A 15,195-nucleotide genomic window follows, 5' to 3' on the forward strand; every position below is an offset into this window, starting at 1 on the left:
TACTTCTGCCTTACGCATAAGAGGAAGGTTGCGTTCTGTAACTACTACTGCTCCAGCTGGTTAAGTTCTGCCAGCAGCACCTCGTTAGTTGTCTTGGTGGTGCCGTCGGCAAAGCGTATCAGATAATCCTGTCCGGTGAGGCCGGAGCGGGAGGCAAGCTCCTCTACGAAGCCTTTGGCTGTTTTTATACTATCCCGGTGTTTTTCCCACTTCGACTCCAGGTGCTCGGCAGCCTGGCGGCAGGTATGCTCGCTGCCGTTGCGGATAAAGGTTGCCCCTTCCATCTTGGCAATCCGCTGTATCAGGTGCTCCACTTTCTGGGCTTCGGTCAGTTTAAGGGTGCTATTTTCTGTCGTGGCTGCGGTGTCAGACTGTGCCGAGGCAATTTGCGGGGAGGCAATTCCAACGCAAAGTATAAAACCCAGCAGCACGTATGCCTTCATCTTCGATTTCATATTATTTTATGATTATAGCATTATTATTAGCATCTTTAATGCACTTAAGTTCAACCTTTAGCGTTTAGTGGTCTCAGCCGGGCTGGTGCAGTAAAAGCTACAGTCCTAACGACACAGCAACGTAATTTATGAGAAGAATAATTTCAGCTTTAGTTATTTTACTGGTGTGCCAGCAGGCCGTTTTTGCGCAACGCAACATTGAAACCCGCTTGGGCTATAGTTACAACGATGATTTTCAGTTTTCGGATGAATGGCAGTACCTCTCCACTGATATTTATCTCTACAACGGCAACAAGTTTACGCGTGTGCTGAATGAGCTGGAGACAGGCTCCCGTAAGCCCAAGAAGAAGTATGGCAACGTGCTGGAGTACCTCATGATCACGGCGCAACTGAAAAACATGAAGGTGTTCGGCAACGACGACATTGTGTACCCGCTCTACAATTTCGCCATCGACCAGGATAAAAACGACTACAAAACCCAGGTGAGCGACCATCAGGAGGTGGTGCGCATCATCGATAAGATGCCCTTGGGCTCAGCCACCAACAACATCGATGCCGTCATCAACGCCAAGGCCATTACCAACGGCCAAAGCGATCAGGTATTTAACCTGGTGGCTAACCAGCTGATGGCCATTTCCAAGCTTACCTCGCCCAGCACCGCGGTGCTCTCGCTGGTGGGGGAGTTCGGGAACCTGCTTAACTCCAGGGCCAGCCGCAAAGAGTATAAGTTCAGCTCCACCATCCGCCTCTACGAGGGACAGGATTTTGACACGCGCCTGCACTCGGTGCGCATTTACGTGTTTGTGCCAAGCGATGTGAAGAAGGTGGACATTAAAACCGTGAAGCTAACCGACTACCTGCAGAAGAACCCCAACAAGCTGGACCGCCGCCAACTGGAGGAGATGACGGGCTACAAAGACTATCCGTTTATGGTCGTGGCCAACTATAAATCGCTCTATAAAATGGACGTGCTGACCGGCGATGAGGTAACGCTGGACCTGATAGAGAAGCGCAAGCTAAAGATACAGGCCGCCTACGACCAGCAGCTGATAAACGATGAAACGTTCCGCCAGGAGAAGCTGTTCGTGGAGTTCCTGCGCTCGTTTGCCGATATGAAGCACAACTTGAACACCTATCGCCTGAACTACCGCAACAACAGCGCCGACATCAACGCCAAAAACCTGTTCGGCATCGTGCAGGAGTACAAGCGCCTGAAGGGGATCTTTGACGCCCGTGAGAAGGAGTTTGCCAAGAACAGCACTTACCAGAACATCTTTCGCTCCGAGTATGAATCCATACTTGTGAATGCTGACCTATACCTGGAGGGCGACCACAACCTGAAGAACGGTAAGCTGCTGGTGAACACGCTGCGTGAGCTGGAAAACGATCCTAAATCATGGAATACGCCGGAGAAGCGCGAGGCTGCCTTAACCAGGCTGTACGCCATCGAGCTGCCCAAGAAGGAGTTTCTGACAGCGTCGGTAGAGGGCGAGGCCATTGTGCGCCTTACCCAGAAGCTGGAGGAGCTACAGTACAACGAGGTGTTTATGAAGGAGGTGCAAAACCTGGGCAGCACCGAGGCCAATGACCAAACCATGCCGCAGCGCAACACCCTGTTAGAGAAGGCGGGCGCCACCAAGTGCCAGAGCTGCCGTGAGAAAGTGCGTGAAGCCATTACCGACTACAACAAGCGCTACGACAGCTTTAAGCTGAAGCAGGCCCTGAAAAAGAAGGAGGAGCTTAACCGGAGCGCAGAGGCAACGGTGTTTAAATACCTGAAGCGCCAGCTGTGCATTGAGAGCAATTTGCAGATGGCCACCGCCTCCACCAACGATACCCTGGACCAGTACGTCAGCCGCATGCACGAGAAGAACGGTGAGTTGGGCAAATCCATCAAGATGCTCGACGCCCTGAATAAAAGGGAGTTGACCGAGGAGCGGCTGGACAAAGTGCAGGAATACAATGCACGCCTGCAGCACCAGATACAGGAGGTGGAGAAAAACTTTGAGGTGATTTATACTTTGGATAAAAGCCTCAGCAGCTGCGAAGACGCCAGCTAAGGCCGTAGAACCCTCTGCTGGAACTGTGCGTTTGCAGGGGTATGGAAGAGTATTTTGATCTGATTTTCGGCCTTGATGAGGACACATTGACCTGGTGGCAGATGTCTGCGAGGGCGGTTTGGGTTTTCTTTGCCGCCCTGCTGATTATCCGGCTCGGGAACCATCGCATCTTCGGGAAAAGCTCAGCTTTCGATATTGTGCTGGGTATCATCTTTGGCTCCATTTTAAGCCGGGCCATAACCGGCAATTCCCCTTTTTGGCCCACCTTAGCTGCTGCCTTTGTGCTGGTTATGCTGCACAAGCTGTTGGCTTCTTTCGCTTTTCATACCAGCTACGACGTGAGTGACTTTATAAAAGGTGCCTCTAAGACGCTGGTAAAGGATGGGGAGTTACAAAAAGAGACAATGGAGGAGAACAGTATAACGAAAAACGACCTGAAAGAAGCTGTCCGGAGTTCGGGCAGCCACGGAGGCGTAGAACGCATTAAGCACGCTTACCTGGAGCGGAGCGGAAATATCAGCGTTATACTTAAAAATGAGGGTGAGGAGTAAACAGTAACCCTTTTGAGCTGTTACTAAAGATAGTAGGCTTGGGGATAATCCCCTTCCTTTGTGCGAAGTAAATCCATGCGGGCATATGAGATATAGGGCAACCTGGCTGTTACTGTTGTTACTGCTGCTAAGCGTAGGCGGCTACGCCCAGGATGTGAGGCTGAAGGAGGTGGTGGTAAGGCCCGACCTGCGCAAGGCGGTGCTGGGCACCAAAATGAAAAAAGCTGACTACGGCCACGGCGGAAGCAAGAACTATCCCTATTACCAGACGGCTTACCATATTCCGGCCAGTGGTCAGGAGGGGTTTATAGATAGGATTGGTGTCTATATTTATCATAAGCGCTCTTTCCCCGACCTGTTCCGTAAGCCAAATAGCCTGCACGTGTACCTGTATGCCGTGGACTCCACAGGCTTACCGGGCAAGCCGCTGCTGCCGCATCCAGTATCCTTCAGGCCCAGGAATAATACCTACTGGCATTGGATCGACATCTCAACATACAACCTTGTGCTGCCGGAGGAGGGCGTTTTTGCCGCTGTAAGCTGGCCCCATGCCACCAGGGATGATAGCGGCCCCTACGTGGGCATGACAAACGAGTGCGACAGCTGCCCGTTTTATGTGTACCGCTTCCTGACGGATGATCCGGTTTGGATTGAGGTTGACCAGGCGAGGTCAGTAGAAAAGGGCAAGGGCAGCGAAGAGGAGTTTAACCAGAACCTGATGGTGCGGCTGGAGGTATCGGTTAAGTAACAACAAAAAACAAAACGGCCTCTCCGGTTTAGGAGAGGCCGTTTTTATACGTCTATCTGAAAACAGCTTACGCCATCTGAGCATCTAGTTTCTGGGACAGCACATTTTTCGGCACAGCGCCTACCTGCTTGTCTACCACCTCACCGTTCTTGAACACCAGCAGCGTAGGGATGCTGCGGATGCCGAACTTGGCAGAAGTCTGAGGGTTAGCGTCTACGTCTACTTTGCCGATAACGGCCTTGCCTTCGTACTCGCCAGCCAGCTCTTCCACGATCGGGCCTACCATGCGGCACGGTCCGCACCACTCTGCCCAAAAGTCTACCAGCACTGGTTTATCTGAATTGATGATCTCATCAAAATTTGCGTCTGTGATTTCTATCGCCTTGTTAGCCATAATTTTATCGTTTTGTTGTGTTTATTTCAATGGTTAAATATAATAACAATTACAGGTTTGGCAAATACGGCACCAAACTTCGGTCGCCTGACAAGCTGTCGTACCTGGGATAGTAGAACACCTAAAGCCGGCGTTTGTTATACTTACGGCGCAAATTGCTCCGGGATACCTTGATGTTTGTATAAACAAATGTTGTTAAGAAAAGTTTCAGGAACAAGAGGTGTGGGAAAAAGGAGGGGGAGAGATGGCGACACAACATTAAGTAGAATCTATAACGTTTTCAGTCCAGCCACTCAACTTCCAGTAAACCCGGTAAATCAGCATAATTTGCAGCGGAGCTATACCTGTAATGCTCGGGCTCGTCCACCCATTCCGCCCGCACCGGGTTCAGATGAATATACTCCAGCTTTTGATCTATGATGGAGTTGCTTAAAAGCTCCTTTGCTTCATTGCCGTCCTGCCATACTTTATAATGCCGTACTTTGGTGCTCAGGTGCGCATTGAACTCAAAGCGGTGGAGCATCCACTGCCTGCGGCTTTCTGGTTCTTCCTGTATCGTGGCTACAATTTTGCGGCTGGTAAACTGTTTAAAATCGCGGAGAATGTCTGATAAGCTTCTGTCTTCCTCTGCAGCGGCAATCAGGTGCAAGTGATTGCTCATCAATACCCAGGCGTATAGTTTCAACCCTTTCTTCTCCTGGCAGAATCTCAGGGCATCCACCATGATGTGCTTGTAAACAGGCCTCGTAAAAACATCCACCCAATCGACTACCGTCATCGTTAGAAAGTATAAACCACCGGGTGCCATTCTGTTTTTGAGTCCCATGAAGTTGCTGTACCTAATATTTCCATTTGCTGTTTCGGATTTCTTAATCCGAAACGGGGGCTGAAGCGGATTTCCTAATCCGCGTAAACAAGAAAAATGGGGATTAGGAAATCCCCATCAGCCGGCTTTCGGACTGGGAAGTCCGAAAGAGCAAAAGCATGAAACAAAAAGAGGTGCACCACCCAAAGTAGTGCACCTCTTTTATATTTTCAGTAGGTGAGCAAATCTATCTTCTAATCCCCTCATTCCTGAACCTTCAAATTAAATCAGTTTACACTCTCCCAGCCCCAAGTCCTTTATCGAAGTCAAAAACAGCTTCGGGTCGATTCTATACTTGCGGGAGTAAGTTGGCAGCGCCAGTTTCTCCTCCGGCACGTGCAAGGTAATCTCCAGGCGCTTTTGGCCCGGGCTGGCTACGATGGAGTTTTCCAGTGCCTCGGCCAGGTTCGGCGTGAAGTGTTGCAGGTTAATGTTGAGCTGCACGCCTTGTGCCATCTTGTCCATCACATCGCCCAACAATTGAATGTTCTGCGGTTTCAGTTCCCACTGGTCCTCGGTTTTATAGCGCAGCTGTACTTTGCCCCGGATAAACAAGTATAAACCCATCTTCAGGTAAGGCGAGAATTTTACGTAATCCTCCCCGAACAGCGCCATCTGCATGGAAGTATCATAGTCCTCAATAGTAAACAGGGCAAAGGGATTGCCGTTCTTGGCTGTGCGGATGACCACGTCGGTTACCATGCCGGCTACGTTCACGTCGCGGTTTTTATACTCTTCAATCCTGTCCAGCGGGCAGGTGCAGTATGAGTCGATCTCCAGTTTAAACTGATCGAGCGGGTGGCCCGACATGTAGAAACCAACTACCTCTTTCTCGCGGCGAAGCATCTCGGCCTGCGTCCAAACCGGCACTTCCGGAATTTTAGGAAGCGGAGCGGCTACGGCGGCACTTCCGCCAAACAGCGACTGCTGCGCCGCTTGTTGCTCTGCCTGGTAACTGTTGCCATAACGCACCGCCTTCTCCAGCACGCTCATGCTTTCGCCTTCCGGTATCTCGATCAGTTGGGCGCGGTGGTAGAGCTCCCAGGAGTCGAAGCAGCCGGCCAAAGCCATACTTTCAAACGTCTTTTTATTTACCGCACGCAGGTTGATGCGCTTGGCAAAGTCGAAGATATCCTGGTACAGGCCTTTTTCACGCTCCGAGATGATAGCATCTACGGCAGCTTCACCAGTGCCTTTTATCGCACCTAAACCAAAACGGATCTGGCCCTGCTCGTTCACGTTGAACTTGAGCAACGATTCGTTCACATCCGGGCCCAATACGGCGACCCCTTGCTTGCGGGCTTCCTCAATAAAGAACGTCACCTTTTTGATGTCGTTCATGTTGTTGGTCAGCACGGCGGCCATGTACTCGGCCGGGTAGTGGGCCTTCAGGTAGCCTGTCTGGTAAGCTACCACGGAGTAGGCAGCCGAGTGGGAGCGGTTAAAGCCGTACTGGGCGAACTTCTCCATCACGTCGAATACCTCAGAGGCTTTCTTGGCCGGGATCTTATGAATTTCGGCAGCTCCGGCGATGAATTTCTCACGCTCCTCGGCCATCTTCTTCATGTCCTTCTTACCCATGGCGCGGCGCAGCAAGTCGGCACCACCCAGTGAGTAACCGGCTAGGATCTGGGCCGTTTGCATGATCTGCTCCTGGTATACCATGATCCCGTAGGAGTAGTTCAGGATCGGCTCCAGCAGCTCGTGCGGATACTCTACCTCTTCGCGCCCATGCTTGCGGTTAATGAAGTTCGGAATGAACTGCATCGGGCCCGGACGGTAAAGGGCGTTCATGGCAATCAAATCTTCAATGTTGGTCGGCTGCAGGTCTTTGAGGTACATGCGCATGCCTTCCGACTCGAACTGGAACGTACCAATCGTGTCGCCGCGCTGGTAAAGCTGGTACGTCTTCTCGTCGTCAATCGGAATGGTATCGATGTCAATCTCCACGCCGTGGTTCTTCTTGATGAGCTCCAGCGCATCTTTGATGATGGTCAGGGTTTTCAGGCCCAGAAAGTCCATCTTCAACATGCCTGCACTCTCGATCACCTTTCCGTCAAACTGCGTTACGAGCAGGTCAGAATCTTTGGAAGTAGAAACCGGGATGTAGTTGGTAATATCGTCCGGGGCGATGATCACACCCGCCGCGTGGATACCGGTGTTGCGCACCGAGCCTTCCAGCTTTTCGGCCAGTTTCAGCACGGCTGCGCGGTGGTCGTCTCCTTCGCGGATGGCGGCCAGATCCAGGTTCTCCATAAAAGCCTTGGCCAAAGTGGTACCCGGGGTGTCCGGTACCATTTTGGCCAGCTCGTTGGCTTCGGCAAGCGGCAGCGAGGTAGAACGCGCGACGTCTTTGATGGACGATTTGGCCGCCATGGTACCAAAGGTGATGATCTGGGCTACCTGCGTTTTGCCATACTTGTCCACCACGTAGTCGATTACACGCTGGCGGTTCACGTCGTCGAAGTCAATATCAATATCGGGCATCGACACACGCTCCGGGTTCAGGAAGCGCTCGAAGAGCAGGTTATACTTGATCGGATCGATGTTGGTGATACCGATGCAGTACGCTACTGCAGAACCGGCTGCCGAACCACGGCCCGGTCCCACAAACACGCCCATGTCGCGGCCCCGGTTGATGAAGTCCTGCACGATCAAAAAGTAACCGGCAAAACCCATCGTCTCTACGATGCGGAGTTCATAGTCGAGGCGTTCCTCAATTTCTGGGGTGATGTCGGTGTAGCGCTTTCTGGCCCCCTCGTATGTGAGGTGGCGCAGGTACGCGTCAGGACCGGCATGCTCCGGCGGAATCGGGAAGTTGGGCAGCAGGATGTCGCGCTTGAGTTTGGGCGGCGTGATCTTGTCTACAATATCGTTGGTGTTATCCACGGCTTCCGGCACGTCCTTGAACAGCTCGTTCATTTCGGCCTGCGTCTTGAAGTAGAACTGGTCGTTGGGGAAGCCAAAGCGTGTTTTTGGTCCGGCCTCGTCGATGCGGTTCAGCATCTGGCGCACGCCCGGCTGATGGCCATACTTCTGGCGCACGTTCTCCACCGTATCGTAGATCACCTTCTGGTCATCCGACAGGAAGCGGTAGTATTTTGTATGAAAGTCACCCACCGGCGTGCTCTGATCCTCACCCGTGTTCACGCACAGCAGGATGTCGTGCGCGTTCCAGTCTTCCTGGTCCACATAGTGCGAGTCGTTGGTGCAGATAACTTTTACGTTATACTTTTTGGCCCATTTCAGCAGTACCTGGTTGATGTCTTCCTGGCTTTTTCCGGTGCCGTCAATGTTCATCAAACCGTGGCGCTGGATCTCGATGTAATAATCCTCGCCAAACACATCGAGCCACCATTTAAAAATCTCCTCGGCTTCCTCTTCTGTTTTCCAAAGGATGGCCTGCGGTACCTCAGCGCCAATACAGCAGCTGGTGGCAATCAGCCCTTTGCTATACTTTAAAAGCAGCTCCTTATCGATACGTGGCCACTTGCTGTAGATACCCTCGATATAGGACATGGAGCAGAGCTTGGCCAGGTTCTGGTAGCCTTCCTGGTCTTTGGCGAGCAGCAGCTGGTGGTGGCGCACGTCTTTTACCTCTTTGCTAAAGGTTTTCTGGTGGCGGTCTTTTACCAGGTAAAACTCGCAGCCCACGATCGGCTTCACGTTATACTTGTTGGCCTCGTTCACGAAGTTGAAGGCGGCGAACATGTTTCCGTGGTCGGTCATGGCAACGGCGGGCATGCCATCGGCCTGCGCCTTTTTCATGAGCGCGCCGATGCTGGCCTGGCCGTCGAGCAGCGAGTACTGCGTATGGGTATGTAAATGCGAAAAAACGGGCATTTATAAAGAATTAGGAATTACGAATGATGAATTAAGAATGACTTCTGTATCAGAAAGAATCTATACTTGACGGTCATTTTCGGGATGTTAAAATTACAGAAAATCGGTCGGCTGCCCAAACGAAATCCCGCCTCGGGTTAAAACAAAAACGCGGCAGGAATAATCCCGCCGCGTCGTGTTATTTTGGCTTTGTCTGGCTCTTAAAATATTAGCCTAGAACATACGCTGAGGCTCCTTTACCTCTTCTGGCTTCTCGTTCACCACATATAACTTTTGGGTAGGATAGGCGAACTCGATTCCCTGTTTTTCAAACTCTCTGAACAGCTGCATGTTTATACTTTGCTGAGTGTCCATGTACTGATTAAAATCGGATGTGAGCACGTAGTAAACGATCACAAAATCAAGCGACGAGTCGCCGTAGGAGGCAAAGTGTGCCCTGTCAAATTCGGCTAGTTTCTCGTTTGTTATAATCTCCTTGATAGTTGAAGGTATAGCCTCCAGCTTATCGGCAGGTGTTTCGTAGGTTACTCCAATACCAAACTGTATGCGGCGGCGCTCCATACGTTTGTAATTGTGGATGCGGGAACTGGTCAGGTCGCTGTTCGAGACGATTAGCTGCTCTCCGGTAAGGCTTTTGATTCGGGTTGTTTTCACGCCGATATGCTCAATGGTGCCACTTTTATCGCCTAATGCAATAAAATCACCTACCTCGAAAGGTCTGTCCAGAAAGATGACGAAGTAGTTGAAAAGGTCGCCCAATATGTTCTGAGCCGCCAGCGCCACGGCAATGCCGCCTATACCTAAACCTGCAATAATAGCCGTGAGGTCGTAGCCCATGTTGTCGAACAGAAAGCCGATGCCAATGAACCAAACTACAATATTAAGGATCAGGCTGATGGCACCTATCTCATTGGCACTGCTGCGGTCCGGGTGCTTGCGCCTGAAGTAGGTGCGGACCAACTGCATCAGGGTAGAGGTGATAAACCGGATCACCATGAAAGTAACCGCCACTGTGGTGGCAATGGTGACGATACCAGCCAGGCGTGGTGTCAGATTGAGGGAGGTTATACCTATGTATAGGACGAAAAAGTGCAAAACCGGGACACCGAACTTCGCGAGGCTTTGTACAATATAATCGTCTAAATGGGAGGTAGACCTCTCAGCCCATTTCCGGATGCGGAGCAGTACGGAGCGCCTGAATATAGCAATCAGGAGGGAGCCCAGCAGGATAATGGCAAGGGCAATAAGATAATCTTGAACTGTATTCTGAAAATATACTCTGTTTAATATATCAGTCATGTACTTGTTTAGTGGTTAATTTGGCTTAAATATACAAATTTTAGTTTTAGGGATTGGCAGGCCTGGGTGCTAACAGCTCTTAAACAAGGCACGCCCTGGTTTTGCTTCGTGGGTTATACTTACAGCATTTCTAAAACTCTGGATGGGGCATGGTCCGTAAGCTAAAGTTTGTACATGAACGAAGGTAGCAATAGTATCAGAAATGGAAGTAGCAGCAAGTTCGGGTAAGTTAGGGGGGATGTTCAGGGCCTTGCACTATCGCAACTACAGGCTCTTTTTTGTGGGGCAGGGGATTTCGCTTATCGGTACCTGGATGCAGCAGATCGCGCTTAGCTGGCTCGTGTATCGCCTTACTGACTCTGTTTTCCTGCTCGGCGCCGTTACCTTCTCCAGCCAGATCCCCTCGTTTATACTTGGTCCTTTTGCCGGCGTGCTCGCCGATAAGTTTAACCGCCACAAGGTGCTGCTGGTAACGCAAACGCTCTCCATGGTGCAGGCCTCCACGCTGGCGGCGCTGGTGCTTACCAACACCATTGAGATCTGGCATATACTGGCGCTAAGTGCCTTTCTGGGCATCATAAACGGCTTTGATATATCGACCCGGCAGGCCTTTGTGGTACAGATGGTGGATCGCCGCGAGGACCTGAGCAACGCCATCGCCCTGAACTCCTCCTTGTTCAACATGGCCCGGCTGGTAGGCCCAACGATTGCCGGACTGCTTATCGCAGCGGTGGGCGAGGGGATGTGTATCCTGATCAACGCCGTCAGTTACATTGCAGTGCTGGGGTCCTTGCTGCTCATGCGCCTGAAACCTTTTGAGCGGGTGCCGCAGCAGCACAAAGTATGGGCGTCGCTCCAGCATGGTTTCCAGTATGCCTTCGGGTTTGCGCCTATCCGCTCGCTGATCATGATCGTGGCGCTGCTGAGCCTGTTCGGGATGCCATTTACGGTGCTGCTGCCCGTTTTTGCCCGGGACATCCTGCATGGCGGCGCCAACACGCTGGGCTACCTAATGGGGGCTTCCGGCCTTGGGGCGCTGAGCGGGGCCTTGTTCCTGGCGCAACGGAAGTCGGTGGTGGGTTTGGGAAAGGTCCTCTTGTTTACCATGTCGCTTTTCGGGTTGGCCCTGATCGCTTTCTCCTTCTCCAAAGTGCTGCTGCTCTCACTAGTGCTCATGCTGTTCTCCGGCTTTGGCATGATCGTGACGATGGCCTCCTGCAACACGCTGCTGCAGACCTTGGTGGAGGATGACAAACGAGGCCGCGTGATGAGCCTTTATTCCACCGCTTTTATGGGGATGGCCCCGATCGGGAGTATGCTGGCAGGGTCGGTGGCGGAGATGGTTGGCGTAGGATATACGTTAGCGGGATGTGGCTTTTTGTGTGTGATCAGTATCATTCCTTTTGCAGTACAAAGGCCGCGCCTGCGCAAAATGGTGCAGCCTATTTATGAGCGCCTCGGCATCGTGCCCGAGATCGCCACCGGCCTGCAAACCGCCTCTAACCTGACTGCGCCGCCGGAAGAACGGTAGGTTGGTTATTGGTTATTAGTTGTTGGACTAAAGTATAAAAGCTGGCTTTGCGGCCAGCTTTTATACTTTCATGAGATGCTCTCCGGAATGTAGTTGCTGCTCCCTTCGTGCCAGCCTTCTAACGGCTAATATCTAACACCTAATAACTAACAACCAGTAACTAAAACTACTTCTTTCGGATCTCCAGCTTTTCGCCTGCGCTTACCGCGAAGTCCGGCTTGTTGTTCCACTCCATGATATCCTTGATGGTTACATCATACTTTCGGGAGATCTGGTACATGCTTTCGCCGGCAGCTACGGTGTGGTAAATAATGCCGGTTGGGGTGTTGCCTGTCGCTGCAGGCGCAGCAGCTGGTGCAGCGGGAGCTTTTACGCGCAGTTCCTGGCCAAGGCTCAGGCTGCTGCCCTGCAGGGTGTTCCACTGGCGCAGCTGGTCTACCGACACGTTATACTTTCGGGAAATCTGGTACAGCGTTTCGCCGGTTGCTACCGTGTGGTAGGCGCTGCTGGTGGGGAGCAGGGTGGCCGGTGTTTCTGCTGCATCCTCTGTAAACGGGGAGGCTGCCGGTTGCTGCAGCGGCTCTACTATAAGTAGCTCCTGACCCGGTTTCAGCGGCGCGTCGCCCAGGTTGTTCCAGGCTACCAGGTCATCAATACTTACGGCGTACATTCTGGAGATGCCCCAAAGCGTTTCACCCGGTTTCACGATGTGCGTGGTGGTGTTAGATGTTGGTTGCTGTGCCGGGGCAGGCTCCTTTGCAGCGGCGACCGGCTTTTTTACCGGTGCAGCTGTCGCTGCTGGCGCCGGAGCTTTCTCTTCCTTAGCCACTTCTGTCACAAACGGATCTACCTCCATGTCTGGGGCTGGCTCCAGTTCCGGCTCCTGCTCAGAAAACAGTTCCTCTTCCTCAGCTGGAACCTCTTTAGCTTTAGCTGCCTCGGTTTTAGCTGCGCCCGGGTACAGCGTAGGCTTTTCTGTGGCCGGGGTTTTAGGGGATGAAGCCGCTGCTGCAGGTGCCTTTTCCACTAAAACTGTTTCCTCAAAGGCTTCCTCTTCAGGCGCTGCTTCCTCGGCAACAGGAGCGGTTGCCACTACTGCTTCTTGTTCAGCTTCCTCTGGCTGTGGGTTGCCTTTCAGTTTGTCTAGCAAACGGGTAAAGAAATTCTCTTTTTTAGGCTCGGCTGTGCTGGCCACCGGCTCATAGGTCTCTTTGGGAGCTGATGCGGTTTTCTGCCTGTTCGGGTCACGTACTTCCACTGGGGTGTGGGCGGGGCGGCGTTTCTGCAGCCACAGCACACGGCCCGGCACCGGCACCTCATTACGCTTCATGCGGTTCTTGTACAGCAGGTAGCTCAGGCGCATGCCGTAGTGCTGCGAAATCAGCTGCATCGTCTCACCCGGCTGCACCACGTGGAACTCCGCGTCGGCAGAAGTGCGCTTCGGCTCGATATAATACGCAGTGCCAGCCTCAATTTTATCGAAGCTGTGCATGTCGTTATACTTCAGAAACTTGCGGGTAGAAATGCCTGCCTGCAGCGCCAGTTTGTCTTTCGTGTCTTTCTCGCGGGCCACGAGCGCGTTCAGGTTATTGCGCTTCACGATGGCGGCAGAGGCCTTGCCGGAGTTGCCCTGGCGCGGCAGGGTTGGTGTTGTTTCCTTCGTTGATGCCACCACGTTCATGTCGCTGCCGTTGCGCACCGGAATCATCACGTAGTAATCCTTATCCGATGGGATGGAATTGCCCAGCAGCCACTTGTTATACCTCTCCAGCTCGCTGTAATCGGTCTTGGTGGCCACGGCGATCTCTGAGAGGCTCTGGCCCGGGTTGGCGCGCAGCTCGCGCAGCGACACGGCCGGTGGGTTGGCCTTGCCTACAAAAGCATCATAGGCCACCTTATGCGCTAAAAAGGTTATGATGTAATCATTTGTCTTCTCGGTAATGTCCATTTGCCTGGCGCCGTTGTCGGATGGCTTGGTAAAGGCTTTGGCGCCGGTGTAGCCCAGGTAGTACGAGAGCAGCGAGTTGAGCCAGTTGTTGTAGTAGTTGTTGCTGCGCTTAAAGTACTTGGCAGCGCCACGGCTGGCCTCCACAATATGGCGGCGCTCATCCACATGGCGGTCCATGCGCAGGTTAAAGTCCAGGGCGGCTTCGCGCTTAAACTGCCAGTAACCCACCGCGTTGGAGGTAGACACGGCATCGCCAATCAGGCCGCTTTCCTGCAGGGCCAGGTACTTGTAATCGTCCGGAACGCCTTCTTCCTTAAACACACGCTCAATAATGGGGAAATAGGCATCTGCCAGGTCCACCTTCATCTGGAAGTATAGCTGGCTGCGCTGCAGGGCATCTACCTTTTTCTGGATCTCGGCCTGCGCCCTGTTGTTGAGCTTCAGGTGGATATCGGCAAAATAGATGTTGTGGGGTACGGTTACCCCTTGCGCCTGTGCCAGCAGGGGCAAAAGCAGGAGTGCAAGAAACGTGGCAAAGGATTTTCTCATGACGAGAGACGCTTAAGTTTGATTAACTGTGATGATACGGAGGCTCTACTTCCTGTTGAGTTAACTATAGATAAATGTCTATATGTTAATGTGTTCAGAATAGAATATAGCTAATGCAAAATTAACGGAAAAAGCTTCGTATTCTAAAACGCCCCACTAAGTTCCTGCATTATTTTTTCGGGGAGAAAAGCAGGAATTTTTCTTCGGCAGAAAGGGCAGGTGCTTAAGCTGCAGAAGTATAGCAGGTTAGGGTAGGAGGGAAGAAAAAAGGGAGGCCCTAACAGCGCCTCCCCTCATCATTTTATTTTTTTCGGGCAATCATCAGGCCGTCGCGCACGGGCAGCAGGATGCTCTCCACCCGCTCGTCCTGGTGCACGTGCTGGTTAAAGTCCATCACAGCCTTGGTGTCCTCGTCCAGCTTTTTGCGGTATTTCTCCAACACTTTGCCGCTCCAGAGCACGTTGTCGGCAATAATGTAGCCGCCGGGGCGCACTTTGTCTATCACCATATCATAATAGCGGCCGTAGTTGATCTTGTCGGCATCGATAAACACCAGGTCGAATGCGTCCTCAATGGTGGGCACGATCTCCAGCGCATTGCCAATGTAGAACTTTATACTTTCGCCGTAGCCCGATTCTGCGAAATAGCCACGCACACGCTCCTCAAGTTCCTCGTTAATATCTACGGTGTGCAGGGTGCCGCCCGGCTGCAGGCCCTCTGCCATGCACAGCGCCGAGTAGCCGGTGTAGGTGCCGATTTCCAGAATCTGCTTCGGCCGTATCATTTTGGAGTACATAGCCAGCAAACGCCCCTGCAGGTGCCCCGACAGCATGCGCGGCCGCATTACGCTCAGGTGCGTCTGGCGGTTTATCTTGTGCAGTAGCTCGCTCTCCGGCGAAGTATGCTCTTCGGAGTAGCGCAGCAGGTCTTCGTCTATAAATTCCATAGTCTG

At 52.4% G+C, this 15,195-nt stretch carries 11 protein-coding genes; 4 read left to right on the forward strand and 7 right to left on the reverse strand.

The window, feature by feature from the left end:
• Nucleotides 1–44: 44 nt before the first annotated feature.
• Nucleotides 45–455: a DUF5329 family protein gene (locus OH144_RS20790; protein WP_266204170.1), complete on the reverse strand. Its 411-nt coding sequence runs from the start codon at nucleotides 453–455 to the stop codon at nucleotides 45–47.
• A gap of 128 nt (nucleotides 456–583) precedes the next feature.
• Here OH144_RS20790 and OH144_RS20795 point away from each other — a divergent pair, with 128 nt between their 5' ends.
• The 3 genes from OH144_RS20795 to OH144_RS20805 all read left to right on the forward strand — a co-directional run bounded on the left by OH144_RS20795 (nucleotide 584) and on the right by OH144_RS20805 (nucleotide 3,814).
• Nucleotides 584–2,515: a hypothetical protein gene (locus OH144_RS20795; RefSeq protein WP_266204171.1), complete on the forward strand. Its 1,932-nt coding sequence runs from the start codon at nucleotides 584–586 to the stop codon at nucleotides 2,513–2,515.
• 41 nt (nucleotides 2,516–2,556) lie between these two features.
• Nucleotides 2,557–3,066, forward strand: coding sequence for a DUF421 domain-containing protein (locus OH144_RS20800; RefSeq protein WP_266204172.1), 510 nt, complete (start codon nucleotides 2,557–2,559; stop codon nucleotides 3,064–3,066).
• 85 nt (nucleotides 3,067–3,151) lie between these two features.
• Entirely contained in the window at nucleotides 3,152–3,814 is a 663-nt protein-coding gene (locus tag OH144_RS20805; RefSeq protein ID WP_266204173.1) for a hypothetical protein, read from the forward strand.
• A gap of 67 nt (nucleotides 3,815–3,881) precedes the next feature.
• Here OH144_RS20805 and trxA read toward each other — a convergent pair whose 3' ends face one another.
• The 4 genes from trxA to OH144_RS20825 all read right to left on the reverse strand — a co-directional run bounded on the left by trxA (nucleotide 3,882) and on the right by OH144_RS20825 (nucleotide 10,215).
• Nucleotides 3,882–4,208, reverse strand: coding sequence for a thioredoxin (trxA, locus tag OH144_RS20810; RefSeq protein ID WP_114783039.1), 327 nt, complete (start codon nucleotides 4,206–4,208; stop codon nucleotides 3,882–3,884).
• Nucleotides 4,209–4,488: 280 nt separating this feature from the next.
• On the reverse strand, nucleotides 4,489–5,034 hold the full coding sequence (locus tag OH144_RS20815) for an REP-associated tyrosine transposase (protein ID WP_266204174.1): 546 nt from the start codon (nucleotides 5,032–5,034) through the stop codon (nucleotides 4,489–4,491).
• A gap of 261 nt (nucleotides 5,035–5,295) precedes the next feature.
• Nucleotides 5,296–8,916, reverse strand: a complete 3,621-nt coding sequence (gene dnaE / locus OH144_RS20820) for a DNA polymerase III subunit alpha (RefSeq protein ID WP_266204175.1) — start codon at nucleotides 8,914–8,916, stop codon at nucleotides 5,296–5,298.
• Nucleotides 8,917–9,129: 213 nt separating this feature from the next.
• Nucleotides 9,130–10,215 (reverse strand): mechanosensitive ion channel family protein, encoded by a 1,086-nt coding sequence (locus OH144_RS20825; RefSeq protein ID WP_266204176.1) that lies wholly within the window; start codon nucleotides 10,213–10,215, stop codon nucleotides 9,130–9,132.
• A gap of 202 nt (nucleotides 10,216–10,417) precedes the next feature.
• Between OH144_RS20825 and OH144_RS20830 the strand changes: the two genes are divergently transcribed.
• Nucleotides 10,418–11,746 (forward strand): MFS transporter, encoded by a 1,329-nt coding sequence (locus OH144_RS20830; protein ID WP_266204177.1) that lies wholly within the window; start codon nucleotides 10,418–10,420, stop codon nucleotides 11,744–11,746.
• Nucleotides 11,747–11,912: 166 nt separating this feature from the next.
• Here the strand turns inward: OH144_RS20830 and OH144_RS20835 are convergent, their stop codons facing one another.
• Entirely contained in the window at nucleotides 11,913–14,243 is a 2,331-nt protein-coding gene (locus OH144_RS20835; RefSeq protein ID WP_266204178.1) for a LysM peptidoglycan-binding domain-containing protein, read from the reverse strand.
• 301 nt (nucleotides 14,244–14,544) lie between these two features.
• Entirely contained in the window at nucleotides 14,545–15,189 is a 645-nt protein-coding gene (locus tag OH144_RS20840) for an O-methyltransferase (protein ID WP_266204179.1), read from the reverse strand.
• Nucleotides 15,190–15,195 lie beyond the last annotated feature (6 nt).

This window comes from Pontibacter kalidii, assembly GCF_026278245.1.
In the GTDB taxonomy this organism is placed as follows: domain Bacteria; phylum Bacteroidota; class Bacteroidia; order Cytophagales; family Hymenobacteraceae; genus Pontibacter; species Pontibacter kalidii.

Bases quoted from the DNA above. Each gene is read 5' to 3' on its own strand.
- OH144_RS20840 (WP_266204179.1), bottom strand. From the start codon at position 15,189: ATGGAATTTATAGACGAAGACCTGCTGCGCTACTCCGAAGAGCATACT.
- OH144_RS20835 (WP_266204178.1), bottom strand. From the start codon at position 14,243: ATGAGAAAATCCTTTGCCACGTTTCTTGCACTCCTGCTTTTGCCCCTG.
- OH144_RS20815 (WP_266204174.1), bottom strand. From the start codon at position 5,034: ATGGGACTCAAAAACAGAATGGCACCCGGTGGTTTATACTTTCTAACG.
- OH144_RS20830 (WP_266204177.1), top strand. From the start codon at position 10,418: ATGGAAGTAGCAGCAAGTTCGGGTAAGTTAGGGGGGATGTTCAGGGCC.
- dnaE (WP_266204175.1), bottom strand. From the start codon at position 8,916: ATGCCCGTTTTTTCGCATTTACATACCCATACGCAGTACTCGCTGCTC.
- OH144_RS20790 (WP_266204170.1), bottom strand. From the start codon at position 455: ATGAAATCGAAGATGAAGGCATACGTGCTGCTGGGTTTTATACTTTGC.
- OH144_RS20825 (WP_266204176.1), bottom strand. From the start codon at position 10,215: ATGACTGATATATTAAACAGAGTATATTTTCAGAATACAGTTCAAGAT.
- OH144_RS20805 (WP_266204173.1), top strand. From the start codon at position 3,152: ATGAGATATAGGGCAACCTGGCTGTTACTGTTGTTACTGCTGCTAAGC.
- OH144_RS20795 (WP_266204171.1), top strand. From the start codon at position 584: ATGAGAAGAATAATTTCAGCTTTAGTTATTTTACTGGTGTGCCAGCAG.
- OH144_RS20800 (WP_266204172.1), top strand. From the start codon at position 2,557: ATGGAAGAGTATTTTGATCTGATTTTCGGCCTTGATGAGGACACATTG.
- trxA (WP_114783039.1), bottom strand. From the start codon at position 4,208: ATGGCTAACAAGGCGATAGAAATCACAGACGCAAATTTTGATGAGATC.